This window comes from Rhodopirellula sp. J20-39 (genome assembly GCF_057365095.1).
Genome location: NZ_CP195123.1, coordinates 4,732,525 through 4,758,910, shown reverse-complemented (window position 1 = coordinate 4,758,910; position 26,386 = coordinate 4,732,525). Strand labels below are relative to the sequence as shown.

Here is a 26,386-nt window from a genome sequence, read left to right as displayed (position 1 = left end):
TCCCTATTTCAGTTGTGCTGGGTCGATGACAGCGTGGCGGATCCTTTCCCGCTTCCAGGTGTAGGTGATGTGGACCAACCCGTCATCGCTTTGGATGATCGCGGGATAGCTGAATTCGCCTGACTCCTCCTTCTCGAGCACGCCTACTTCTTTCCAGTCCACGCCATCGCTGGAAATCGCGAGATTCAAGATGCTCCGTTTGCCCCATTTTCCGTCCGAAGAGCCGATATGGTTATAGACCATCAAATGACGACTATCCTTGAGCGTGACCGCATCAATCCCGGAGTTCGGGTTGGGCATGTTCGTCGCGACTAATTTCGACCATGTGTCACCGTTGTTGGAAGATTCGGTAGATGCAATCACGCCTTCATTGGTGCGGCAAAGAGCTTGCAATCGGCCGTCAGCGTGCCGCAGAATCGTCGGTTGAATGGCGCGGAATTCTTTGCCATCGTTGATTGGGCCGATTCGTTTCCAAGAACCACCGAATTCACCATCAACCAAAGTCGTCTTTTCGAAGTGAATTCGCCATCCATCATGTTCCGTTGACGATCCGCATAGGAGGGTTTTGCCATCGTCTAGTAAGATCGGCTTGCAACGTACGGGGCCATCGATTCCTTCCGGCAATCGTTTGCGATCGGTGAACGTGCGGCCGCGGTCGTAGCTGACAATCACTTCGCCCCACCAGTTATTGGGCTTGGGGCCAACTTTGAAGAACAACATTAGTGGCCCATCGCCAGGCGATTGATAAAGCACGGGATTCCAGCACGGATGGCGAAGACCATCGTGCTGCACTCCATCGACAACCCTCATGGGGCGAGTCCAGCTCCGGCCTTCGTGTCTGCTGGTCCAGATTGCGACGTCTTGGTTGCCTTCTTTTGTGCCGCCAAACCAAGCCGCCACCAAGCCGCGGCTGGTCTTGATAACCGTGGAAGCGTGGCACTCTTTGAAGGGAGCCTTGTCGAAAACGAAGTCACTTGAGATCAAGCCAGAGAACGCAGGTTTTGGTGATGGATTGGGTTTCCGCGCGGTCTGGTCCTCAGGTGTGAACGTTTCGCAATCGTCATGGGCAATGTGGTAGATGCGACCGTTTTCACTACCGACCAGTAAGTCGGGTTTTCCGTCGCCATTGAAGTCGCAAACGGCTGGGCTCGAGGTATGTCCAGCGACGTTGCGTTTGGCGAGGTTGCCTACTTTCTTCAGCACGACCTTGCCTTCGACGGACGCACAATTGCGATACCAAGTTGCGTTTTCTGAATTGACCAAGACGTCCAATCGTGAATCGCCATCCCAGTCTACGACGACTAATTTGACGCGTCCGGATTGACCGCAAGTGCCCGAATTAAGTTGCAGTGGCTGCATGTCTTCGTCAACGAAAATCCGTTCTGCCGGACCGCCGCCAGAACGCAGCGTCAGATAGCCTTCCTGATCGAGCATCACGAGATCGAGCTTTTGGTCGCCATCAAAATCGATGGCCATCGGAGTCGTCCGCCACTGTGTCAACGCCGAACTGGACAACGTTTGCCACCAATACCACTTCGGCGGTGCTTCACGCAGTCCGGTATCAAAGGGCTTGTCTGTTAACACGCCAGAGTCATTGGTCAAGATACCTAGTCGCGACAGGATCGAGTTGTAGATGATGTCCCCATCGCCATCGCCATCCCAGTCGGCGACCGACAAAGTGGTGTATCCCCACTTCGCTTCGGCGGGACCTTGGATCGAACCACTGGCACCCGCCATCACGCGAAACGGTTCTTGGGACCCGTCGAAATTTTGAGCTTCCAGCAGTTCCGGTGCGGCCCATCGAGGTAGACCGTTGTCTGCCTTCCCAAGGTTTTCAAAATAGCCAATTGAGCCTGCTGTGTTGCCGCAGAGAATGTCCTCGTCGCCATCGTTATCCCAGTCGTAGGCGAAGGGCGTCGCTAAGGCTCCAAACTTGAGCGTGTCGGCTTGTTGTTGAAAGTATTCTGGGGATTTGAAGACTGGCTGGTCACCGCGAAGCTGGCCGGTATTCTCGACCAAAGCAACTCGTCCATCTTCGTCACCGACGATCAAATCAAGGTCGCCATCACCATCCCAGTCGAATGCGGTTGGCGTGATCATTTGCAGGTGCATCACCAGTGGATCACCAGCGGAGTTGTTCAACTTTTGACCGGCCGCGTACTTGGGTTTGGTACGGGTACCGATGTTTTGGAAGTAGGTGAACCCATCCAAGAACTCGCCACACAATAAGTCTAAGTCGCCATCGTTATCGAAGTCGGCAAAGTTGGGGCAGGGCCATCCATAGACATCAATCTCGCCACCGCCTGCGTGAAGCCTATGCGGCGTCTGCGAGTACGCGGGCGAGTCATCGGTGCCGGTGTTTTCTGACAAATAGACGTAACCGTGCAGTGGCCCGTTCTTCCAATCGCCGCTACTGTCGTAAGCGTGGTCCCATGAGTACTCGCTCCAATCGCCAGTCCCCATCACAAGGTCATGATCACCATCGCCATCGTAATCGACCAACCGCCACATTTGCCCACGTGTCTGTCCTTTGACGTGGCTGTTAGGGTTTTTGGGAGCCTTGAGGGGAGTGCTACCTTTGCTGCTCATGTCCAGTCTGCCGGTTTCGGCATCAAAGCGATGCATCACGCCCGGACGCAAAACAACCGGTTCATCGCCAAGATGGCTTAGCAGCAAATAGTGGGATCCATTTCCCACGTGAACCGCTGGCTTGAACACCGGCATCTTGATACTTGGGTCTTGAGTTGGGTTCTCAAAGAAATACAGTCCGTTAGATGGCTTGTCTGGGCAAGAAACCAGCAAGTCCATGTCTCCGTCGCGGTCGTAGTCGCACGGGATCGGGTACGCCCACAGGCCAACGCCCAGGTCAACTTTCAGCCCTGGATTGTTATAGGCGAGTGGCTGCAATTTTTCTGGAGAGTTATCTCCGTGTACGCTCGTGGTCAACAACGCCGTACAACATAGCGACGTAAGAATTCGAACAAATTTCATGAGAACGTTTCGCCTTGAGTGTCGGTTGATGGTTCAGTCGTTCGCCTAGTGAGGCACCATCCTAGAAGTATCATCACGGTAGGCCCGATCACGATCACCATGTATTGGTGGAACGGGCTTGAGAGGTTGGCTAGTGACGCGGGCCAAAGGTCGGTCAGGGAGAAAGTCATCCATCCGATGATCAAAACTCCGAAACCAACCACCAAGATTGCTCGACCGCTCGTGATTTGACGGACAACCAAGCCAAGTAGGAACAGTCCGATAATCGCTGCGCCCAATACGCCTGACAACAACCACCAGATATCCAGAACACTGTCGGTCAATTGAACCAAAGCCAACGCCATCATCGTGCCCAAGGCTCCCCAAGCGATCGTTGCCCCGCGTAGAACAGTAACTTGCGATTGGTCATTAGCATCGGGGGATATCAAACGCTGAAAGAAGTCACTCATGACCAGCGTGGCCGAGGAGTTCAGCGACGTGGATACGGTGCTCATCGCGGCAGCAAATACCGCGGCGATCAGCAATCCTCGAACCCCTTGTGGCAAGTTTGCGGCGATGAAGTGTGGGAACACCCGGTCACCCAGGTCGGTCTCGGTCAATTCGCTGGCTGTAAGGTTGAGCGTGGCTTCGTAGTCTTGTGAATCCGGCAGGATGCCCGCTTGCATCAGTCGCTGCTGGGCAACGATCACGCGAACCTCTTGAAGGTCAGCGGGATGACTCTCGTAGTACGCGTACAGCGAGGACCCAATGAAGAGGAACAACGCACTGACGGGGACGTACAAGAGCGAACCAATCCAAACGCTTTTAGCCGCTTCGCGATCGGAACTCGCCGCGATGTAACGTTGAACGTAACTTTGGTCGACGCCAAAGTTTCTTAAATTGTCAAAGAAGCCAAACGCAAGCACCACCCAAATCGTGGTGGTGGACCAATCGAGCAACGACGTGCTACCGAGCGAGAATTTTCCGCTTTCGTTCGCAACTTGGATGACCTCACTGGGGCCACCCGGCATGCCCATCAGGATAATACCAAGCGCCAACAACGCACCAGCTAACAAGACGACGGCTTGAATCGCATCCGCCCAAATCACAGCAACGATACCGCCTACGAATGAATAGGCCGTAACGATGAAGCCAGTGACGATGACAATCGTTCGGATATCCCATCCGAATAACACCGCCATCGGCAGTGCCATCAAATACATCACCACGCCGATTCGAGCGACCTGGTAAAGCAGATAGAAACAGCTTGCAAAGATTCGGGCCCACAAACCGAATCGAGTTTCCAACCAAGCGTAAGCCGAAATCGCTCCGGACCGGCGGTACAGCGGCACGAAGTATCGCACGCCAACCAACGCCGCGAAGGGGATGGCCAACGAGTAAACGAACACGTTCCAGTTGTCGACGAACGCTTTACCGGGCAACGCTAGATAGCTGATGCTGCTTAGGTAGGTCGCAAAAATCGAAAGCCCGCACAGCCAACCGGGCAACGTTCGGCCGCCAGCGGAAAACTGGTCGGCCGAATTATTCCGCCGCCAAAAATATAGCCCTAACGCCAAAATGGCGACGAAATACCCAATCAATACGAACCAGTCGATCCCGGTGAAAAAGACCACTGCGATCATAAGAGATTGATCTGCTTAAGGACTTCGGCCACCTGCTCTCGTTGGGGCGGCAGGAAACGATTAAACGGATCGGCGGGGAGATCACTGCAGATACCTAGAAGCGACAACGCCGATTTGGTGGCTTTAATGTGCCGCGACGCGTACTTTCCAACATCATAAATTTGTTGGAAGGTATTGATCGTTTGGGCACAGGATGCGGCCAGGGCTTCGTCGCCGCTGAGCAACGCTTGGTGACATTGCACGAACAATTGGGGCGCAACATTGGCGCCCCCGCAAACACCGCCGTCGCCACCCAGGGCGTGTGCTTGCGGCAACAAGGCTTCTGGGCCGAGCAGGATTGACCAATCGGGACGCTCCGACTTGAGCTGGCATAGTTTCGCGTAATAGTCCATGTCACCGCTGCTATCTTTGACACCGACGATGGAAGGAATCTGTGATAGCTCCCGCAGCGTTTCGATCTCATACCAAACCTTGGTCAGGCCGGGCATGTTGTAGAGCATCAGTGGCAACGGAATCTGCCGTGCAATGTCCGTGACATACGCCGATAATTCCGTTTGCCCAACTGGAAAGTAGTAGGGCGTTGTCAGCACAGCTGCGTTGGCACCGCAATCGGCTGCGTGTTTTGCCAAGTTAACCGACTCGACGAACGAGGTGTCCGTTACCCCAACCAATACCGGCACGCGACTATCGACGTGCTCGACTGATTTTGCGATCATCTCGCGTCGTAGGCGGTAGCTCAAACTGGGCATTTCGCCGGTCGACCCTAAGATAAAGATTCCCGCAACGCCACCGTCGATCACATGGTCAATTAGCTGGTATAGACCGGTGACGTCGAGTGTATCTCTGGCTGACAATGGTGTAACCAAAGGTGGTACGATGCCAGTCAGGGTCAAAGGTTCAGTGTCTATTCGTGGAGCAGCTAAATTGGTCGTTTCCATTGGCGAAGCCTGTTTCAATCGACTAGATCAGGAATGCGAGAGCGTAAGTGATGAACTGCATCTTAGTCTATAGACATTGGACTGTAGCAGGATCGGCATTGCAAGCGTTACCTCTTCGATTTGCAGCCTTTTGGATAAATTTGCGTAATGCAAGAATGTGTTTTTTCATTGAAGCAGAGGTTGGGGAATGAGTAGTGGAGAGCGTTTGAAAGGCGATAATCATGCCAATCGAGCCTATGCGCACCTGCGTGCTAAATTGATTTCGGGCCAGTACGAGCCGGGAACGCGCCTTTTGTATGGCCCTATCGGCAATGAAATTGGGGTCAGTGCGACGCCGGTGCGTGAAGCCGCCGGTCGTTTAGCTAACGAAGGCCTCGTCGATTTGGTCCCCAACATGGGCGCAATCGTCCGCACGATCGGACGCGATGAATTAAGGGAAATCTACGAGGTTCGTGAGTTAATCGAGCCTTACACGGCAGCGAAAGCTGCTGAAAATGCGACGCTTGCGCAGCTCAAGTCGATTCAGGCGGAATTAAATACGATGCTTGCTGTGCTCGCTAAGCAACGCGACAGCGGGAAGGAATATGCTGATACGCGGTTGCGTTCGCGATTTGAAAAAGCGGACTACCAATTTCATGTCCATGTGATTGCGGCGAGCGGTAACCGTGCGTTGGTGCAAACCGCTTCACAGTCACACGTGTTAACAAGAGTGTTTGGCATTCCGCGGCACCGTTATGACGTCAAAGCTTTGGAGCGGACTTGCCAGGATCACCAGGCCATCTTCGACGCAATTGAATCCGGCAACGCCGATTTGGCAGCTAAAAAATCGGCTTTGCATATCCGGAATGGTTTGAAGGCGTCTTTAGCCGCTGCTGAGGACGGCTCTTCTAAATAACGCGTACGACTGTGCTTGTTACCAGGATCTCGTGCTGGCCAGAATCTCGCACGTGGCTGAGTGTGCGTTAGACGTTTGGCTTAACTGTTTGGTTAAGCGTTGAATTTCACTGTATCGCCGATATGCAGCATCTGTTCGTCGCAAGTTCTAGTGAATCGAATTGAACTAGTTTGAATTGATAAGTTGATCGATCGTGTTAGGTCTTGGGAACTGACGCTGGCTAGTCTGTTTTGTTTGTTGCTTCGTGAATCGACAAGCTGATTTTTTTAGCGAGACGACCCACTGGGAAATGGATGCTGCAAATCCATTTTCAGCAAAGCTTCGCTGTGAGCTCCGACCGCGGTAGGCAAGGTGGTCCACCAGAAAAAAATCAGAGCCTTGCAAGCCGTGTCTGCAGACGTTGCTCACTTCACTGCAACGCTTCTTGATCTGAACTGTGTGCGTGCATGTTGCGCTATCTATCTACCTGATTAGTCCAGTTGCTCCGATTATTGAACCGGCTAGCATTTCATGATCAGCTCAGATGGATCGAATTGGTGCCTGACTTTTGCAACTGCGTGCGGTACGATATTTTTCGAATATCAAATTTCATTGAGTAAACTAGATGACTACCCTCTCGTGGCGAGCTCTACTGCTATCAATCATGGCAGTGGCTGCAGTTCTTACTCTCTCGCTTTTAAGTGGGACGATCTGGATTGGGAACAGTTCCGACAAGCCAGCGATGAAGCACTTTCAAAGGGATACCAATGCAGGCGTACCGGTTTCGACCGGTAAACCGCAGGCAATGCTAAGTGCTTCGCCCAGTCCATCTCATGCGGTTGAGCTGCCAACAGGATATGTCGGCACGGCGTCTTGTGCGGAATGCCATCCCTCTCAGTTTCAGTCTTACAAGCAGACGGATCACAGTCGATCGTTGTCACTCTGGACGGCGAAGTCAGGGGTGCCAATCGAACAGTTTACGCATGATGCGAGCCAGCTGATTTATTCAGCAGTCATGCGTGATGGTGAGTTGTTTCATCGCGAAGAATTGAAGGTCAAAGCGGGAATTGAGTCTGCTGAAGACCGCGAGCAGCTTGTGACCGCCGAGCTACCTGTAAAGTACGTAATGGGCAGCGGAGCATTTGCCCAGAGTTATCTATTGCAGGATAAGGGCTATCTTTTGCAGTCGCCGCTGACGTGGTACGTCGGTCCGGAGCAATATGGCATGGCGCCAGGGTATGAAGGCCGTCACCATGTCGGAATGACTCGTATCGTCTCAGATGGCTGTCTGTTCTGTCACGCAGGCAATCTTTCGCGGAAACAAGGAAACAATGAAATCGTTTCTATTTCAGAGATTGCTATCGGATGCGAACGATGTCACGGGCCTGGTGAGTCACATGCCAGTCACCACCGAGAGGCAGTCCAATCTAAGATGTCCAGTCAAAACGCCGTAGCCGATGGTCTGATCGTGCACCCCGGCCGTTTGAGTCGTGAGCTCGCAGACGCTATTTGCGCTCAGTGTCATTTGCAAGGCGATTTTGAGATCGAGTCACAAGGAAAAACCGCATGGGACTTCCGTCCTGGTGAACCACTGGATGCCACCAGAGTTTCTTTTAAAGTTGACAAGAGTGGTGAACCTGAGAAAACTTTTGTCGATCATTTCGACCAGATCTGGCAGAGCAAGTGTTATCAGCAATCAGAGTCGCTGATGTGTATTTCGTGCCATGATCCTCATCATTCGCGTACGCCAGAAGGCGACGAGGCTCTCCATCGAAGTTATTGCGTGCAGTGCCACGATGATTCTGCGTGTGGATTGCCAATGCCACAGCGGATTGAGCGAAATCAGAACCACTGCGTTGCCTGCCACATGCCGAACGTCAAGAGTGAGGTTGCCCACTCGGCAACCACCAACCACCGAATTGGAGTTCACAAAGAGCCATCCACAGGGATTGTGCATCAGGCCCCTATTGCTGACATTCCCTCCGAATCGATTCGTCGTCTGGTCAGTCCAGCCCAGACTGCCGTTTCCAATGACGCGACCCGCAGCAAACTCCTTGCCCGAGCAACGTGGTTTTTGGATCATTCGCAAACGGATGCCGACGATAAATTTGTCACCAACTCTCGATCTCAGTCACCTCTGAAAGAGCTGATCGCATATTCCAAGCAGGCAACGCAGGATACAGATGTGCTGGTCGCGATAGCATCGCTCGCCAAAGTTGAGGCGGAGTGGTTCGCAAGACAGGATGGTGATGGGGCAGAGCAAGAGGCCGAGCGTCGATGGCTGCTCGCTGGGGCCTACGCTGAACGTGTGACACTGCTCGCAACCAACCCAAACGATACGCGAAAAGAGGCCCTTGATGTCTTGTTTTCATCTCGTTTTGCCGGCGGGCGTTTTGCCGAAGCCGTTCCCATTGGCGCGGAACTAGTATCCACCAGACGATCAGCCCGCAATCTATACAACTTGGGGCTCGCGTTCGGCAAGCTTGGGCGGTTTTCAGATGCAGAACAGGCTTTCAGTAAGGCAATTCAAGTTGACGGACGGTATCTGCCACCGTATCGCTCTCTTTCTAAGATCTACCGGCTTGTAGACCCGACGCTTTCCGAACGGGTTCAGCAAACGGCAAACGCGATCCAACAAAGTCAGGATCATGAAACGACTCGTGAAGCTCCTGATGTTGCTGGTGAGGAATAGTCGACGCGCTGTCGCATACGCGAGTGTTACTGACCTATCGAGGTGCAGGTGCGATCTAACCTTTTTTCATTGAAAGTCTGATCTCGCGACTTCTAGTAATGGTCGCAATCCAGTGATTCATGCGGGATAGCTTCAGTCTTTTAAGCCAACGCTGTCGGTGGCTGGCATGCTCGCCATTTGCAAATGCCAGAACTGCGATCGCGTCAACTTTGCGCGAGAATTCAACATCAGTTTTGCAAATGCGGATGGCAGAATCCCACGCGTGCTAGCAGTCTCCAGTGCGACTTTTCGAAACCGGAGCATCCACGTCAGGTCAAAGGACGAGTTGAACGAAGATAGGTGTGTTTTGTTGGCGGAGAATAGATGAAAAGCTAGCCCAAACTAGCGCTGCGCCATTGTTGTCGCCATATGCAATCCCATTGGCTCGGCGCACCTGGAGTGCCTGCGCCTAGCCATTGATATGTACTTGTCTAATGCTTTGGGCGAGCGCTGCGACGATCGCTGTCAGTTGCTATTGATCAAGAGGTTTGTTAACAACTTTATCTGGGTCCACGTCGATCGGGGCCGATTCCAAAACAATTGGTTCGTTGCTGACCCCGCAGCCAGAAATGCCTGCTGATCCAAGTGTGACAAAAAGACAAAAGCTGAGTTGGTAGAGAGATAGTTTCATGGGTTTTTCCTTCGAAAGAATTAAGTTGTAAAAACTGTTGTTGGGTACCGAACTTGTTTCTGGCTTTCCTCAAAATTCCTCTTTGATGACCTCTGATGAGGCTCGGGTTCCGAGTGCCCCGAACAACCCGTAGGGGCTTGGGGAACCGGCAGGCAAGCCAATGTCGCGAGGGAAAATGGCGGGTGAGTCTCGGTTGCCTGTGTCAATGGAGTCCGTGACGAATCGGATAGCGCCATCGCCCATCAGGACGTGTGCTCCGCCTTGATGGCGACTGCTTGGTGGGAGTTGTCCACCGCCTTCGAAGTGACTGGCAAGGCAAACCGGACGGTTGGGACCGCTGGCGAAACTAACCCCTGTAAAGATTGGCCCTGAATGAGCCCATCGCGCGCCCCGGGTCTGAGTCAAGGAGGTCACTAGGTCGGCACCTGTTTTCCAGAATCGCGGTCGCTGGGGATCGAGATCGTCGTCACACGCGTAGCTAGTCGCTCTCGCACCACCAGGAGCATTGAACCCGTTGTTGATGTTTGCCTGTGTTCTCGAATCACGGTCCCCGAGATCGGCAAGCAACTCGCCACCAGCGATCGTATTTGACAGACCGTCCAGCACGTCACGAAACTTGCTGTTGTGGCGAGGCACAAAGAACCCCCGGCACGTCACACGCGCTTCATGCAAGTTGGCCTGTGACCACTTGTTGGTGATGAACTGCCAATGCCCCCACTCCGAATAGCTAAACGAATCGCCTACGGCGTTCACACCGTAATTCGTCGCTCCAATTCCATTGACTGGAATCCCAGGATCGCTGGGACATTGAAACGAAGGAACGTGGGACGCCCATGGTGTGTAGGCCGACTGCCAAGCCGCAGGTCCCATTGCGTTCCACTGGGTCGAACCGGTTTTCAACGGGTTGCTGATCTGTTCCCACAACGCTTGCTGTTCCATGAACGGAGTCAAGCCAACAAGAAAACTGAGACGCCATGCGTTGTGCCCCGGCGCGTTTCCACTTGTTCCAGTGTCTTCGTTAGGTTTGTAGGTTCCAGTTCCTTGGATCGGCAACTGCTGGTACGTCGCATGATAGTTATGCATTGCCAAGCCGATTTGCTTGAAATTGTTGCTGCAACTCATCCGCCTCGCAGCTTCGCGGGCTGCCTGAACTGCCGGCAATAACAAGCCGACTAGCACCCCAATGATGGCTATCACTACGAGTAGCTCCACTAACGTAAATCCTTCTGATCTCTTTGGCTTCATCTGATTGACTCTAGAAAAAGGAGAAAACATTAACCTAGATGGCAGGTTGTCTATAGAGTATGGTATGCGACTGCAGACACGACGTGCAAACGTTTTCTTGAAAAAAGCAGAATCAAATCGAAATCCAAGTTTTCCAGAACTACCTGGTAAGAACGGCGACGCCCAAACGTTAGTTAACTGAGGCACGTCAGTTAACTAAGGCATGCGAACGAACCCAAACCGACAGCAACTTATTGTCATTGTCTGATTCAGGCTTTCGTGCCGTAGTCGATTTGCCACTAAGGGAAAGCGGATCCGTTTGTTGGAGGGACGTCGTTCTTCTCGTTGGCATGTTCAGTCTCGCAGTTCGGCGTTTTCAATATTCGCCGCTTTGCAAGTCATCATCGATACCGCAACAGCCACGATTAGATAGTTAACCATGCGGTGAACGCGAGATGCATCGATGGCCGTGAACCAAACGATTGAAGTCAGGCTATCCGCCTAGTAATCAACCACTTCCGCAGTCCGGCTTTGCCGCTCTGTATTTCTCCTAACAGTGTGGTCACAACATGAACATTCCGCTCTTGTATCCACGCGTGGTTTACGCAGCGTTCACTATGCTTGCGTTTGCTAGTGTCATCGTGCTTGCGTCACCCAATGCGATCGCCAACGAGGTGGCTCGCTGGGATTTTGGTAGCGAAGCTGGCATTCCTCTGGAACTGCACGGCGACGTGCATCGCGATCAAACGGGACCACGACCTCCCGAATTCCCTGACATGGCCTCCGACAACACCGCTCTGAGGTTTGAAGGGCACGGCTTCCTTACGCTGGAAGACTCCGGTCCGGAAAGCGATTATGACTTTACCAACGGTGATGAAATCACTCTGGAAGCCTGGGTGCGGATCGACAAAGCAACCGGCACCTCTCCGATGTATGTGGTTAGCAAGGGGCGAACTGGAACTGGCAAGTTTGCACGCGATAATCAAAACTGGGCGTTGCGAGTGGTCTCTCAGCGTGATGCGGTCCACGCCAACTTCCTGTTTGCAACACCAATCAAGCCGGGGGCTGAAAAAAAGGATGCTCATTGGCATCGCTGGACGACCGAGGTGGGGTTTGCTGCTGGTTCGGGCTGGCATCACATCGCGGTCGCGTATCGCTTTGGTGAACCCAAATCGATTCGCGGATGGATCGATGGCGAACCCTCTGCAGGGACGTGGGACATGGGAGGGGAGACTCAGGAAAAACCTGTTGTCGATGACGACGCAATTTGGATCGGGTCTGCCAACGGTGGCTATTATGCAAGCAGCTTTCGCGGCTGGATGGATGCGGTTGCAATTCACCGTGTGATGCTAAGCGACAAAGCCATCGCTGATCGTTTCAATCGAAAAGGTGGGCGGCTGGTTATGGAACCTGGGGTTGAATCCATGCCGGACCTCGGGGGGATCCCTCCGGGGCAAGTTCTGGTAACGCTGACTGAAGGCATGCCCAATGCCGGACGATGGTTATTAAAACACGAGGCATTGCCGGAGGAATTCGGAAGATTCTTGAGCGATGCCTTTTTGTTGCCACGGGTTCCCGTCCGGTACGACAGCTGGGGGATCCGGATCGGTTGGAAGGCACCACTGTTAGTGCGAATTGCCGGTGATATTGAAATTCCGGCCGGTGATCATCGCTTCTTGGTGTGCGCTCGTTCATTGAGTCGATTGTGGATCGATGGTGAGTTGGTGGCTCACACTCAAGTGGCTCGTCGACGTGGCGGGAATTTGGAACCCATTGTTCCGGTTCCCACGCCAATTGTTTCTGACGCAAGACTCTTACCTTTCCCGCAACAGGAAGCGTTTACAAAGCACGCAATCGCACCGAAGGGGCAAGCTGGGCCAAGACGTGTCCGAGTTGTTTTGGAAGTGATGGTGGGTGGTAATGGTTCTCGGGTGGAGTCCGGCGAAGTTTGTGTGGCAGTGCAGCGTGATGGTGAAGGACCATTGTTTGTCTTGAGCCCCGATGCCTCTTCACCGCTGATGCTGACCGACGCCTCCGTTGAATCGGAGTTGAAGAAGATAGAGGCTTTGTTGGTGGCTTACGAAGATTCCGTGCGTCGCCAGGCCGCCACTTCACAAGATGCTTTTTGGCTGCAACGACATGAGTTGGCGCGGGAGCATGTGCACCAAAACACAATCGCACTGAGCAATTTGGACGTTCATCCAATCGACCACTTCGTAGCCGAAAAGATATCGACGGCAGTAAACGAGGCCAAGCAGTTTGATGCGAGCACCGCACAGCATTTCAACATCAACGTGCTGCCGATCTTGCAAGAACAGTGTTTTCGCTGCCACGGCGAAAAAGACCAGGGCGGGCTGCGACTGAACACCCGCGACAACGCGCTTGCCAGTGGCGAATCCGAAGAACCCGCAGTCGTGCCAGGGGATCCCGATGCCAGCGAGTTGATTGTTCGCATTCGAGACCATGACATGCCGCCGACTGGCGATGGGCTGACGGACGAACAGATCGCAACATTAGAAACCTGGGTTAAGGTGGGCGCCCTCTGGCCCGCTTCACCCATTGCTCCGGAATCCGTTGCAATGGCCCCAATCATCGAAGACGCATCGTTCCTGCGTCGCGCCTACTTGGATGTCACTGGTGTTGGACCCACTGCCGAAGAAGCGAAAGCGTTTTTGGCTAGCGACGCCCCCGACAAACGCGCGAAGCTGATTGCCCATCTTTTGAATAGCGATCGCTACGCCGATCATTGGGTTAGTTTTTGGATGGACTTACTCGCCGAGAACCCTGGTCTGCTGAATCCGTCGCTCAATAGCACGGGGCCATTTCGATGGTTCCTTTATGAATCGCTTCGTGACGGCAAACCATTGGACCGCATGGTTAGCGAACTGATTTTGATGCGAGGCCATTCTGCCAACGGAGGCAGTGCTGGGTTCGGGGTAGCCGGTGAAAATGATTCACCAATGGCTGCGAAAGGGCATATCTTGGCATCGGCATTTCTCGGTATTGAATTGCAGTGTGCCCGCTGCCACGATTCACCCTATCACAGCACTTTGCAAGGAGATCTCTATTCGTTGGCTGCGATGTTGAATCGCAATCAATTGGCTCCGCCTAAAACGAGCCGTGTTCCGGATGCGTTTTTCGAGGGCATTGGTCGTGAATCCTTGATCAAAGTCACCCTTAAACCGGGCGTGCAAGTTCAACCGAAGTGGCCGTTCGCCTCATTCACGGGAGTCGAAGACGGACCGCACATTGATGAGTTGGTTCGTGACCCTCGGGATAGTCGTGAGCGTCTCGCTGCTCTGATCACTGCACCCCAAAACCACCGGTTCCCTCAAGTTGTCGTCAACCATCTGTGGAATCGTCTACTGGGTGCAGGAATCGTTCAGCCGGTCAACGACTGGGAAGGAAAGGCGGCCAGCCATCCCGAACTCTTGTCTTGGCTTGCCAATGAGTTGATCTCAAACGATTACGACCTGCGACACGTCCTTCGTCAGATCATGAACTCGGAAACCTACCAGCGTCCTGCGACGGGGCTGAACAAGCAAGCTGCCGCCGGGCAACGATTCTTCAATGCGCCCGACCCACGCAGGCTTGCAGCCGAACAAATTGTTGATTCGCTGTTTGTTGCGACTGGCCGTAAGATGGATTGCGAAGAGCTGACCTTTGTTCACGATGGTTCGGTAACTATCGCTTCGAGACTCTCACTCGGAACTCCGACGCGTGCTTGGATGTTCGCGGGGCTGAACAATGAACGTGACCGTCCGAGTCTGTCAATGCCGCGGGCTCAGCCTATTGTGGATGTATTGGAAGCCTTTGGCTGGACCGGAACGCGACAACAACCGATTGCCGAGCGAGAAACAGATCCCAATCTGCTTCAACCGGCGATTCTTGCCAATGGAACGCTCTCGATGTCACTGACGCGAGCAGCCTATCGAACGCCACTGGCACAACTAGCGATCGATGCTGAGTCGCCCGAGACACTTCTGGATTCGTTGTTCTTGCGCATCTTGGGCCGATACTCTGATGTACAAGAAAAGGCTGTCCTGCTCCCATCGCTTCGCAATGGATTTGTAAATCGCATTCGCCCCACCGACCAAGTGGAACCACCAGTCGTTGAACCATTGCTACCGCAGTCCACCTGGACCAACCACTTGGTCTCGGAGGCGAACGATATTCAGGAAGAATGGCAACGTCGTGTCCTGCGTGGCCCGTCGGTGGATCCGCGACTGCAAGCTGATTGGCGAGAGGTCTACGAAGACATTGTGTGGAGCCTGGTCAACGACCGCGAATTCGCGTGGGTGCCGTAGCCCGATTTGACCGGGTGACCACCAAGTCAAGGTAAGGATTCTAGGATCTTTATGGGAAATCAAACGTCCGGCGGGACCTTTGATTTTGGTTAACGCGTTTTTGAGACAATCGTTCCACTTAAACGAGACCGAACTTATGACCACTCCATCACGACGACAATTTCTCGCTAGCGGTGCCGTTGCCGCCGGTGCCATGGGAATGCCGGGGCTTGCGGCTGGAAGCTCATCCACTGAACTGGTGCAAGGCAATGCTGAACACGTGATATCGATTTGGCTTGGTGGTGGGATGGGCCAAATGGATACGTTCGATCCCAAAGCAAAGGGCGACCCGAAGACCAAAAAGGCGGGTTCCTATTACGATTCGATCGACACTGCCGTTGAGGGCGTGCAGGTTTGCGAACACCTGTCGCAAACCGCAAGAGTGATGGACCGTGTCACGGCAGTCCGGTCGGTACACCACAATGTGATTGACGAACATGCCGCCGCGACGAACCGCATGCATACCGGTCGTTCCATTAGCGGGACGGTGACTTATCCATCGATCGGATCCATCATTACCCACGAACGCGGTGCTATCAGTGATGCTGCACCGCCTTACGTGTTGATTGGCTACCCGAACGTCACACGGGGCCCCGGGTTCTTAGGGGCAAAGTGTGGTTACTTGTACTTAACCGAAACAGGCCGCGGCCCCGCTGGGTTGTCTCGGCCCGAAGGGATCACTCCTTCACGCCAAGGCCGTCGTGAGGAGTTCCTCACTAAGCTCCGCAAGAATGCCGGTAAGACCGACGTTTCCGCGTTGTTAGATTACGATGCTGCAATCCAGCAAAGCATGAAGCTCAGCGGTCCGGAATTCAATCGTGTTTTCCAACTCGACCGCGAACCCGATGGTCTGCGAAACCAGTATGGTGGCGAATTTGGTCAGCGATGCTTGCTGAGTCGCCGTTTGGTTGAACGCGGTGTTCGGTTTGTCGAAGTCAGCCACAACCTGAATTTCTTGAACGGTGCGGGCTGGGATGTTCACAACGGCAGCATTCTGAATCAGCACAAGTTGATTCAAGAGTTGGACACCGCGTTGGCAACTTTGATTGTTGACCTGGAGCAGAAACGATTGCTCGATAAAACGCTAATTATGGTCACGACAGAGTTCGGACGCCCGTCTGGTTTTGACAGCGGTGGCGGTCGCGGTCATCAAGGCACCTCGTTCACTTGTGTGCTCGCCGGAGGTGGACTCTCGCACTGCGGTGCGTATGGTCAGACCGATGAAAACGCAAAGGCGATTGTTGCCGACCCTGTCAGTGTTCCCGATTTCTTTGCCACCGTTTGCGCCTGCACGGGAGTTGACTATCGCAAGGACTTGTATTCCGGCGATCGACCAGTGCCGATCACCGATCAAGGCAAACCAATAGGAAAACTGTTTGCTTCTTGATGACTTAAATTCATTGCAAGAGCTACCATCTCGCACAGTAGTCTAGTTGCAGTGAAACTTACCTAGCTCGACTATATGTGAGTTCGTTCTGGGATGAGTATCAACCCGTTGGTGCTTTATAGCGTTTGCATCGCGACTGTTCTTTTCAAGCTGTTTGAATTGCATTGCTTGCTGACATTTCGGATACCGGGCTGGTGGAGAGTTTATTTCTCATTCTCCACGCCGTGGGTCCGCTATCGCTTTGTATGTATGCCGGGTTGCGCCTGACGTCCGACGATCTGTACCCTGAGTAGCAAAACACTGTCTTCGCAATGAAGCATGCCGTATTGCGGAGCAAGCAAATCGACGAAGATCGTCAGATTTGACGTTTCATTGTTGTGCAATCAATTAAAACAAGCATGCATTTCAATCAACAAATATTATCCGAGGAAAATCGCAAAGCATCGGCTTGACGCCCCATATAGACTTGGGGAAAGCGATTCAGCGGTAAGTTTGATTTCTCAAAAATAGTTGTTGCCGCATGGGAGCAAGATGAAGATATTTGCTGGTTATTGATGTCGGTAGGTATGTACCTCTTTTCGACTTAAACGCGGGGCGAGCTTTCTGCAGCGGAACGATTTGACTAGATCGGTCACAACTTTGGGACGAGTATGCCACTACGGTTTGGGTAGTTTTTTAAGTTTCGATTAAACATTCGCGAGGATTTGCACTTCCCGATTATTTCGGAAACGGAACGGCTAGAATCTCGGCACTTCAAATTCACTACACGTAGCATGTTTTCGACTTCTAGATGACTATCAAACCTTTGTTCTCTGCCACCTTTGCAATCTTGGTCTTGGCTTTCTGTCTAATAGGAAATAGTCACGTGTGTCGTGCTGGCGACCCCTTCATTGTGGCCCATCGTGGTGCGTCTCATGCAGCACCCGAGAACACGATCGCGGCATTTGAATTGGCGTGGCAGGAGAAGGCCGATGCGATTGAGGGCGATTTCTACCTGACGGCCGACAACGAAATCGTTTGCATACATGACGCGACTACTAAGCGGACCGCTCCTGAGTCTGAGCCGTTAACGATTGCCACGTCCAACCTAGTGGAGCTTCGGAAGGTCGAAGTGGGTTCCTGGAAGGGTGTCCAGTACGCGGGAACGACTATTCCCACACTAGCCGAAGTGATCGATACCATTCCCGCCGGTAAATCAATTTTTATCGAAATCAAATGCGGGCCTGAAATCCTTCCTGAACTCAAACGGCAGCTTTCCGAATCGGAACTGACGAAGGAGCAGATCGTGCTGATTTGTTTCAATCGAGATGTCGTTAAGAAGGCGAGAGAGATGATGCCTTACGACGTGAACTGGCTTACTTCCTACAAGAAACTAAAGCCGGGTTCGCAAACGTTGGGGGCAGATGACATTGCTTCTTCTTGGAAACCGGGCTTGTCTGAAATCGTGCAAACGTTGCAAGCGACTTCCGCCACCGGATTTGGAACCAACGTCACTGATAAGTTGTTTCAGGATTTTGTCAGCCCGCAGTTCGTTAGCACGATCCAGGAAGCGGGTTGCGGTGTTCATGGCTGGACCGTCGACGACCCGCAGTTGGCGAAGCAACTTGTTGGTTCGGGATTCGCTTCGATTACGACCAACCGGCCGGGGATGATACGCGAAGCACTTCGCCAAAACATTTCTGTTTCTGCTAATTAGCCTTTATGTTGGCTGCCCTAATGATTGCCCTTCGTCCTGCGTTCGAGATTAAATTCCGCGGCTTGCGTGTTGATCCGTTGGGCAGTCGTTATCGTTTTGCTTGTCGTATTTGGTATCCACGTGCTCGACAATGCGGCGGAAGGTGCATTCGCAAATTCGCTTGAGTGCTGGGAAAGGCCGCTCATGAGTGACTGCGATCTTCTATGCTGAAGTGTGGGATGATTACGACCTGGTCGTCCGGATCGATTGCGTAAAGCTTCGTTTGCGGTCAGGGTGAACATCCACCATTGGTTTCGTACCTCAGCTAGCGAGAACGATGAATGAGCGTTGTCATCGCACTTGATCAAGGCACCACCAGTTCTCGCGCGATCATATTCGATCACTCGGGAAATGTGGTCGGTATTGGTCAACAAGAATTTAAGCAAATCTATTCGCAACCCAGTTGGGTGGAGCATGACGCCGACGAGATTTGGGATTCTCAGCTCGCTGTTGTGCGACAAGTGCTTCGCGATACCGGCACCTTCGTCTCCGACGTAGCCGCACTTGGCATCACAAATCAACGCGAAACGACGCTGCTTTGGAATCGCAAAACCGGGAAGCCAATTTGCAACGCGATCGTTTGGCAGGATCGTCGGACATCCAGCTATTGCGATTCGTTGCAAGAAGCGGGACACACCGAAATGGTGCAACAGAAAACTGGGTTGATCATTGATGCCTATTTCTGTGCAACCAAAATTCGTTGGATCTTGGACCATGTCGAAGACGCTAGAGATCTTGCGGAGAAAGGTGAACTCGCCTTTGGAACGATCGACAGTTGGTTGATTTGGAAGCTAACCGGCGGACGTATTCATGCGTCCGACATCACCAACGCTTCACGGACGATGTTGTTCAATACAACGACGTGTCAGTGGGACGATGACCTGCTTTCGTTGTTCGAGGTGCCTCGATCGTTGTTACCGGAGGTGTTGCCATCCAGCCACATCTACGGCGAGACCACGAGCGAGTTGTTTGGCGCACCTATCAGAATCGGCGGTGCGGCTGGAGATCAGCAATCGGCACTGTTTGGGCAAAACTGTACCCGCGACGGGATGGCCAAGAACACCTACGGTACGGGGTGTTTTATGTTGATGAACGTTGGTAACAAGCCAACGCCTTCGAAGCACCGCTTGTTGTCAACGATCGCGTGTAGCGCAACCGATCAGCCCGACTATGCACTCGAAGGCAGCGTCTTCATGGGCGGTGCTACGGTGCAGTGGTTGCGTGATGGTTTGGGGATCATCGATTCGGCAGCCGAGGTCGAACAACTTGCCGCCACGGTGGTCGATAGTGATGGCGTCTACATGGTTCCTGCGTTTGCTGGTCTCGGCGCTCCGCACTGGGACTCGTACGCACGCGGAACAATTATCGGAATGACGCGAGGGACGAACCGAGGTCACATTGCGCGAGCCGCACTGGAAGGAATAGCATTCCAGGTGGCGGACGTGCTTGACGCGATGAAATTGGACGCCGGTGCACCCATCGGCGAACTTCGCGTGGATGGCGGGGCGGCCGCCAACAATCTGTTGATGCAGTTCCAGGCCGACATTATGCAAGTTCCCGTGGTTCGTCCTAAGGTGATTGAGACCACGGCGTTGGGAGCTGCATTTCTTGCTGGCTTGGCGGTGGGGTTCTGGAGCGATGTTGCGGAGATTCAAAAAGTTTGGCAGACCGATTGCGTTTTCGAGCCGACGATGTCGGTGGATGAGGCGAATGGTCGTCGAACCAAGTGGACTCGCGCACTGAACCGTTCCAAGGAATGGGAGCCGAGCGTTTGACGGGCGGCAACGTGGCAAGAAGGCTCAGACGCGATGCGTCGCGGTTTGGCCATGGCAGTGTGCGCGAGGTAGAACCGCGAAAAATCGCCTAGGTTTGCGACATGGTCTTCGTGATACCGTGCAGTCGTTGGTGGTAGCGGATCTAATGCAACGTTGGAGCTGATGTCTTCGATTTTCTAACGGTCTAAAACATTTTCAGAATGTCTCGCGATATCGTGTTAAAGAACATGGTCACGCACATCCCGACGCTCCAGAACAGAGGCATCGTGGTGATGTGATCATGAGATTGTCGGCGCGAACAATACGGTCATCGCTGAGGTGATTTCTGATCTTCGCACGCACCATGACAAACTTGAGTTTTTGCGATCGAAGCCAGATCCTTGGATTTGAAGACTGCAAGGATTGTTGGGCTGTCCATCGTCATTGGTGCTCGGCTTCCTGAATTGTGACCTGCATATTCGCCGATCTGATCCGCTACACTTTGCGGCATGTTAGTCAGCCAAACTCAAAATCGCCGTAACCGGAACCTGTCTGTCGTGGTTGCGGGCATCATAGCCTTCGCTGGATTGGCGGGCGGTTTCTTCTTGCCCATTGCTTTTGGACTCGTTCCGGTCGCTGCGTTAGCTTTCTATTGGCTGCGGCGGAAAACGAAACGCCGATTTGCGGTCATCGGCCAAGAGTTTCCCGCGTCGTGGGAGAGCATCCTGCAGTCACGCGTTGAGTTCTTCGCAGCGTTGCCGCCGGATCAGCAAGAGCGGTTTCGTAATCTGGTGAAGGTATTCCTAGACGAAGTTGCGATCACCGGAATTCGTACTGAAGTGGACGAGGTCACACGTGTGCTGGTTGCTGCCAGTGCAGTGATCCCGATTTTGGGGTTCGACGACTTCGAGTACGCGACGTTAGGCGAAGTTTTGATCTATCACGGCTCATTTGACGACCAATACAAAACCGATGACGTGGCGGGAGCAAACACGTTGGGGATGGTGGGTGTGAACCATCTCAGTGGCGTGATGATCCTTTCCAAACCGGCATTGATTGCGGGCCTTGACAACAATACCGACAAGCGAAACGTGGGCATTCATGAATTTGCTCACCTCGTCGATAAGGCTGATGGTGAGGTTGACGGGGTACCACCCTTGGCCGATGCCGCCGACTTGAATCCGTGGGTGCGTTGGGTCAGTGAAGAGCTGCGACGGGACGCGACGTCGAACGAGCACATCGACGATTACGCGTTCACCAACGAAGCCGAATATTTCGCTGTTCTTAGCGAGTACTTCTTTGAGACGCCAACGCTGCTTCAGCAGCGTAACCCGAAGTTGTACGAGATGCTTCGCAAGATGTATCACCAAGACACCAAGCGGCTACTTTCCAATCGACCAAAGCGCCGACGACGAGTCGGGAGAAACTCACCATGTCCATGTGGCAGCGGCGAAAAGTACAAGCGATGTTGCAAACGTGCGGCTTCGAAATAGCAGCGGTGCCCGATTGCTAAGGCCCGTTTCGCTTCAACGAAGCGGCGATCGGATCATTGTCAAAGTTCCGCGACAAACGCTTTCAGTTGAGCGAGGCATTCTTGGTTGATGCAGTAGCAGACTTTTGGGCCGTCGACTTCGCCCTGGATCAGACCTGAGTCTTTCAGAATCTTCAGGTGTTGCGAAACGGTCGATTGGGCCAGCGGTAGCTGGTCGACAATTTCGCCGCAGATGCACGCTTCGCGACCGATCAGCAATCGCACAATCTGGACGCGTGCTGGGTGAGCGATCGCCCAGGCCAGCTTGGCAAAGTCGACTGCGGTTGCGTCTGCTTTTAGCTTCACCGGAGTGGAGTCACAGGACTTCTTATTCGTGCTTCGTTTTGCCATTGAGCATCCTTGTATCGGTAATCTGCGATTCACGATAACCGCGTGTCCTGGATCGAGCAATCCGACAGTGAAAAATGAGCGGCAAGGCGTTCGCCAACAAACGCTTTGCAAAGAACGCGAATGCTAAGAGATGCTAGAAGCCGTTGCGCAGCGACGGCCCAGTATCCATGCCGATGTGCTGGCGATCGCGAGTTCGGTTTCATCAAGGATGTCGCCGTTGCGGATTGCCGTGACTAGCGAATTTGCCTGAGCTTGCCAGCGAGTGTTGGCGGTGGTCTTCGCTTCGCTACGCCAGATCACTTTGCCGGATTGGTCTCGAATGAGAGCCCGTTCCAGATCACAGCTACCGTGGGTTCCGAAGATGGTTTCACCCGTGCGTTGATTCGCGGTGACAGCCGGAGGTTTTTGGGGGCTTTGCTGAGATGACGATGGCTGGGTCGACAACTGGTTGCCAAAACACCGAAGTGTGGCGGTGAATTGGTTTGGGTAGTCGTATTGGACGCAGTATTCGTGGGGCTTCGATTTGTTGCCTTCGGATAATACGGAATTGGCTGACGTAAATGCGTTGGTGTCGACGGATGCCTTTTCTGGGGGCATGCCCAAGACCCAAGACACGGTATCAAGCGAATGGACAAAACGCTGGTCTACTGCACCGCCGCCGGTCCAGGGGAAGTGTTGCCAGTTGCGGAGTTCGTATTCATGATCAGAGATACGAGTGTCACGTTGTGAAAACTGTTTCGGAATCGCTTTGGCGTTGATCGACGCCGACAGCAATTCGCCGATGCGGCCGATTGACTGCTGACCGTCGTCACTTGCAGCGTTGCCGACACTTGAGCCGCGAAGTTGCTCAATCGTCTCGATCAGTCTTGCATCGTGTCGTCGCTGTAACCCAGCGCAAATCGCCAAACCGCTTTTTCGAGCGATCGCCGCTGATTCGATCACGCGTTGCAGTCCGGCTTGGTCGACCGCGACGGGACTTTCCATCATGACGTGTTTGCGTGCGGCAACCGCAGCTTCAAATTGCTTGGGGCGAAAGACCGGCGGGGTGGCCAGGATGACTAAATCGGCTTCGCACTCCATCGCATGTCGCCAAGCGTCGATACCGATAAATCGGCGATCGCCAACGTCAACATTCTTTCCGAATCGGCCGTGCAGACTGCGGTAGGCCGATTGGAGTTGCGAGCCGAACGCATCGGCCATCGCGACTAGGCGAATGCTGCCGAATGAATTGTCGTTTGAATGCTTTGGATTGGATGAGGATCCCGAGCCGAGTGGATGGCTCGAGCTGGAAAGTAAAATCTCCGCCGCCGCGGATCTTCCGCGGGCTCCACAGCCGATCAGGGCGACTCGCAGGCAATCGCTGCCGCCGACATGTGGCACCATGGCAGCGGCTTGTTCGGCCGCCAGGACGGTTCCGCCCGCGATCGCCAGGGAGCTTTTGGCAAAGAATCCACGCCGGTTTTCCATGGACTTGCCGGGGCCGGTGGTTCGAGCCGGAGCTTCCAAATCTGCGTCAATAGTCGATTGGACTGCTTCGGCGCCATCATTCTTGCCGCGCATGAAGGCAGCCAAGGGGCTGCGTTGCTTGAGAGGGCGACTTGGACTCAAGGAACTATTGGGATTCGAATGGGGGCGATCGAGAGGGGCGGGGCTCATGACTGTCATTCTAGACTCTGGCGAACGATCCGGCATGGCTGGCATCAAGGAATCTAGGCGAATTTGCCAGCTCGAAGTTTTCCGCAAACTGCATATACCGGCTAGTTGCCGTCACATTGGGCGATCAGGGCTGTTAAATCCGCCATGCAAACGCCGCTGCTGGGCGGCCCGCTTGCTAGTCCGCTATGATTTTTGGTTGGGATTTTTGGGTTGGAAATCACGGATTTTGCCGGTTTGAGAACTTGATCGCGATGACAAATCGGCAGCGAGCCGGTGGGAATCCGCGACCAGTCAATTTCTGGGCCACATAATCGTGCTGCAGACCGAACCTCCATTGGTCGCGCATCCGGATTGTCGGTACACTGCCAGCTTGTCGGTAAACTGCGGGCTAGAGTGACCTAGTGGGATGCCGGTACGCGGTTTGCTATCCCTTGTTGCTAGCAGCACGGTTTGCTGCCAGCCCGGCGGTGGTCGCCAAACGTTGAAACAGCTTTCAGGAAGACAAGATGACAAAGGACGCCCGGTCCGACTCCAAAGAACCATCCAAGCCGAAAGACTCGCCGGAGGGCGAGGGCGGTCGTCGTGGCGGGAATCCAGTGCTGATTGCTGTCGTCATTGCTGCGCTTGCAGCGATGCTGTTCCTCAATCGAACGGAGCCTCGATCGGAAATCACGGCCAGCTTTTTCCAAGAGCAGCTCGAAAAGGGCAACGTCGAAAAGGTTCGCATCGGCGACCTTGATGTTTCAGGTTCGTTCAAGATCCGGCCTGAACCGCCCGTTGATGAGGATGCTGACACGGAACAAGAGGCTGATGCTGAGCCGTTGTTGAAGAAGTTCGTGTTCACTCGCCCCGCCGGTGAGGAATACGCCAACGCGTTGGCAAAACAGCTTCAAAGCGAAGGCATCACCGATTACGCATTTTTAAAGCCGGACTCCACCGCCGCTATCATGCAGGTTTTGCTGATGCTGGCGTTGCCGCTCGGGATCCTGTTCCTGGTCTTCACCATGATCCGGCGTTCACGCAACGAAATGATGGGTGGCGGAGGCTTCTTGTCAGGATTCAGTAAGAGCCCGGCGAAGCGATTCGAAGCCACCGACAAGGTAATTTCGTTCAACGATGTTGCTGGGCTCGAAGGCGTCAAAGCCGACCTGCAAGAGATCGTTGATTACCTGAAGACGCCAGATAAGTTCCAAAAATTGGGTGGCCAAGTTCCTAAGGGCGTCCTGTTGAATGGACCTCCAGGAACTGGGAAGACGTTGCTCGCCCGTGCTGTGGCTGGCGAAGCGGATGTGCCGTTCTTCAGCGTCAACGGTAGTGAATTCATTCAGATGTTCGTGGGTGTCGGTGCTTCTCGCGTGCGAGACCTGTTTAAGACCGCCAAAGATCAATCACCGTCGATCATCTTCATTGATGAAATTGACGCGGTCGGTCGCCAGCGTGGTGCCGGTTTGGGCGGTGGTCACGACGAGCGTGAACAAACGCTGAACCAGATCTTAGGTGAGATGGACGGGTTTTCCGGCACACACGCGGTGATTGTGATCGCGGCGACGAACCGTCCCGACGTACTCGACCCTGCACTTTTGCGTCCCGGTCGTTTCGACCGCCACGTTACTGTAGGCCGTCCAACGATGAAGGGCCGCGAAGAGATCTTCAAGGTCCACGTTCGTGACGTTCCGTTGGGTGACGACGTTGATCTGAAACGATTGGCAGCCGGCACGGTTGGTTTGACCGGTGCCGATATCAAGAACATGGTTAACGAGTCGGCTCTTTGGGCGGCTCGAAATAACAAGAACGTCGTCGAGATGTCTGATTTCGACTACGCCCGAGACAAAATCTTGATGGGTGCAAAACGCGAAGAGATTTTGCAGGAAGACGAAAAAGAGAAGACGGCCTACCACGAAGCGGGACACACGTTGACCGCTTGGCATTTGGAAGGTTCGCACATTGTTCACAAGGTCACGATCATTCCTCGAGGCCGTGCCTTGGGTGTGACGCAGTACGTGCCGAACGAAGATCGACTTAGCATGAGCAAGCGGGAGCTTGAGCATCAATTGATCGTGTTGTTGGGTGGTCGGGCTGCTGAAAAGATCGTTTACACTGAGACGTGTGTCGGTGCAGAAAACGATCTCGAACGGGCAACCAGCATCGCTCGCCGAATGGTGACCCATTGGGGCATGAGCCCGAAGATCGGTCCGGTTAGCTATAAGACCAGCGACGAAGATCCGTTCTTGGGTCGCGAGATCCACCAATCACGTCAGTTCAGCGAACACACCCAAGAACTGATCGACGAAGAGGTTGCACGTATTTTGCTGGAAGCTGATCAAAAGGCTGAGCAGTTGTTGCGTGAGCACCGAGGCCAACTTGAAACAATTACCCGAGCACTGCTCGATCGTGAAGAGTTGAGTGAAGTTGAATTGACCGAATTGATTGGTCCTTCAATTCACAAACGCAATGGTGACACCGAAGGCAAGGTCGAACAGATCATGGTGCCCGAAGGTGCTGCCGAGCGAGCTGATAGTTCCGCTCCGGTGAACCGCGTCGAAGAGAATCTCTAGTCCACGTGTGGGCATCTTTGCCCACCAAGCCGTTCGCACCCGTTAACCAACGCGTCCACC

The 26,386-nt window shown here is 53.6% G+C and carries 15 protein-coding genes; 8 read left to right on the top strand and 7 right to left on the bottom strand.

Going from position 1 to position 26,386, the window contains the following annotated elements:
• Positions 1-3: 3 nt before the first annotated feature.
• The 3 genes from ACR3ZL_RS17230 to ACR3ZL_RS17220 are packed head-to-tail and all read right to left on the bottom strand — an operon-like array spanning position 4 to position 5,551.
• Positions 4-2,991: an exo-alpha-sialidase gene (locus ACR3ZL_RS17230; RefSeq protein ID WP_473651880.1), complete on the bottom strand. Its 2,988-nt coding sequence runs from the start codon at positions 2,989-2,991 to the stop codon at positions 4-6.
• Entirely contained in the window at positions 2,988-4,613 is a 1,626-nt protein-coding gene (locus tag ACR3ZL_RS17225) for a sodium:solute symporter family protein (protein ID WP_473651881.1), read from the bottom strand. Before ACR3ZL_RS17225 ends, ACR3ZL_RS17230 begins: the two co-directional genes overlap by 4 nt.
• Positions 4,610-5,551, bottom strand: coding sequence for a dihydrodipicolinate synthase family protein (locus tag ACR3ZL_RS17220; RefSeq protein ID WP_473651882.1), 942 nt, complete (start codon positions 5,549-5,551; stop codon positions 4,610-4,612). Before ACR3ZL_RS17220 ends, ACR3ZL_RS17225 begins: the two co-directional genes overlap by 4 nt.
• Positions 5,552-5,738: 187 nt before the next feature.
• Between ACR3ZL_RS17220 and ACR3ZL_RS17215 the strand changes: the two genes are divergently transcribed.
• Positions 5,739-6,446 (top strand): GntR family transcriptional regulator, encoded by a 708-nt coding sequence (locus ACR3ZL_RS17215; protein WP_486172812.1) that lies wholly within the window; start codon positions 5,739-5,741, stop codon positions 6,444-6,446.
• 604 nt (positions 6,447-7,050) lie between these two features.
• Positions 7,051-9,117 (top strand): multiheme c-type cytochrome, encoded by a 2,067-nt coding sequence (locus ACR3ZL_RS17210; protein WP_473651884.1) that lies wholly within the window; start codon positions 7,051-7,053, stop codon positions 9,115-9,117.
• A 511-nt stretch (positions 9,118-9,628) separates the two neighbouring features.
• Here the strand turns inward: ACR3ZL_RS17210 and ACR3ZL_RS17205 are convergent.
• On the bottom strand, positions 9,629-9,787 hold the full coding sequence (locus tag ACR3ZL_RS17205) for a hypothetical protein (RefSeq protein ID WP_473651885.1): 159 nt from the start codon (positions 9,785-9,787) through the stop codon (positions 9,629-9,631).
• Positions 9,788-9,856: 69 nt separating this feature from the next.
• On the bottom strand, positions 9,857-11,032 hold the full coding sequence (locus ACR3ZL_RS17200; protein ID WP_486172811.1) for a DUF1559 family PulG-like putative transporter: 1,176 nt from the start codon (positions 11,030-11,032) through the stop codon (positions 9,857-9,859).
• Positions 11,033-11,580: 548 nt separating this feature from the next.
• On the opposite strand from ACR3ZL_RS17200, the gene ACR3ZL_RS17195 reads away from it, so the two are divergent.
• From ACR3ZL_RS17195 to ACR3ZL_RS17175, 5 genes are all read left to right on the top strand, one after another.
• Positions 11,581-15,318, top strand: coding sequence for a DUF1553 domain-containing protein (locus ACR3ZL_RS17195; protein ID WP_486172810.1), 3,738 nt, complete (start codon positions 11,581-11,583; stop codon positions 15,316-15,318).
• Positions 15,319-15,454: 136 nt separating this feature from the next.
• Positions 15,455-16,744, top strand: a complete 1,290-nt coding sequence (locus ACR3ZL_RS17190) for a DUF1501 domain-containing protein (protein WP_473651887.1) — start codon at positions 15,455-15,457, stop codon at positions 16,742-16,744.
• 790 nt (positions 16,745-17,534) lie between these two features.
• Positions 17,535-18,440: a glycerophosphodiester phosphodiesterase gene (locus ACR3ZL_RS17185; RefSeq protein ID WP_473651888.1), complete on the top strand. Its 906-nt coding sequence runs from the start codon at positions 17,535-17,537 to the stop codon at positions 18,438-18,440.
• Between the two features lie 320 nt (positions 18,441-18,760).
• Positions 18,761-20,254, top strand: a complete 1,494-nt coding sequence (glpK, locus tag ACR3ZL_RS17180) for a glycerol kinase GlpK (protein ID WP_473651889.1) — start codon at positions 18,761-18,763, stop codon at positions 20,252-20,254.
• Between the two features lie 488 nt (positions 20,255-20,742).
• The gene (locus tag ACR3ZL_RS17175) at positions 20,743-21,726 is read left to right on the top strand and encodes a M90 family metallopeptidase (protein WP_473651890.1); all 984 of its coding nucleotides are present in this window, start codon (positions 20,743-20,745) and stop codon (positions 21,724-21,726) included.
• Positions 21,727-21,785: 59 nt separating this feature from the next.
• Here the strand turns inward: ACR3ZL_RS17175 and ACR3ZL_RS17170 are convergent, their stop codons facing one another.
• Entirely contained in the window at positions 21,786-22,115 is a 330-nt protein-coding gene (locus ACR3ZL_RS17170) for an ArsR/SmtB family transcription factor (protein WP_473651891.1), read from the bottom strand.
• Between the two features lie 123 nt (positions 22,116-22,238).
• A complete protein-coding gene (locus ACR3ZL_RS17165) occupies positions 22,239-23,771 on the bottom strand; it encodes a Gfo/Idh/MocA family protein (RefSeq protein ID WP_486172809.1) in 1,533 nt (510 codons plus the stop codon).
• Positions 23,772-24,277: 506 nt separating this feature from the next.
• Between ACR3ZL_RS17165 and ftsH the strand changes: the two genes are divergently transcribed.
• Positions 24,278-26,326, top strand: a complete 2,049-nt coding sequence (gene ftsH / locus ACR3ZL_RS17160; RefSeq protein ID WP_473651894.1) for an ATP-dependent zinc metalloprotease FtsH — start codon at positions 24,278-24,280, stop codon at positions 26,324-26,326.
• Positions 26,327-26,386: the final 60 nt, after the last annotated feature.